General features: G+C 61.6%; 1 protein-coding gene. It reads right to left on the bottom strand.

Annotation, left to right across the window (positions count from 1 at the left end; genetic code table 11):
- Positions 1–539, bottom strand: a 539-nt coding sequence (locus ON39_RS33840; RefSeq protein ID WP_040740317.1) for a beta-ketoacyl synthase N-terminal-like domain-containing protein, incomplete at both ends; no start/stop codon positions are given.

The following is a 539-nucleotide window of genomic DNA, read 5'->3' as shown; positions in this document are numbered from 1 at the left end:
GGTTTGTCGATGTGGAGGGTGCGGGGGAGTGTGCCGTGTTGTATGGCTTTGATCATTTTGATGATTCCGGCGATGCCTGCGGCGGCTTGGGTGTGGCCGATGTTGGATTTGATGGAGCCGAGCCAGAGGGGTTGTTGGCGGTGTTGTCCGTAGGTGGCCAGTAGTGCTTGTGCTTCGATGGGGTCGCCGAGTTTTGTTCCGGTGCCGTGTGCTTCGACGGCGTCGATGTCGTGTGGTTGGAGTCCGGCGTTGGTGAGGGCTTGTCGGATGACGCGTTGTTGGGCGGGTCCGTTGGGTGCGGTGAGTCCGTTGGAGGCGCCGTCTTGGTTGATCGCGGAACCACGCAGGACCGCCAAGATGGGGTGACCGTTTTTGCGTGCGTCCGAAAGACGTTCTATGAGAAGGAGCCCGACGCCTTCGCCCCAGCCTGTTCCGTCGGCGGCTGCGGCGAATGCCTTGCATCGTCCGTCTGGTGACAGCCCACGCTGTCTGCTGAACTCCACGAATGTTCTGGGTGTCGACATGACGGTGACGCCGCC

Source organism: Nocardia tenerifensis NBRC 101015 (assembly GCF_000308715.1).
Lineage (GTDB): Bacteria > Actinomycetota > Actinomycetes > Mycobacteriales > Mycobacteriaceae > Nocardia > Nocardia tenerifensis.
The sequence above is the reverse complement of the archived record's forward strand: the minus strand, read 5'-3'. Positions and strand labels throughout refer to the sequence as shown.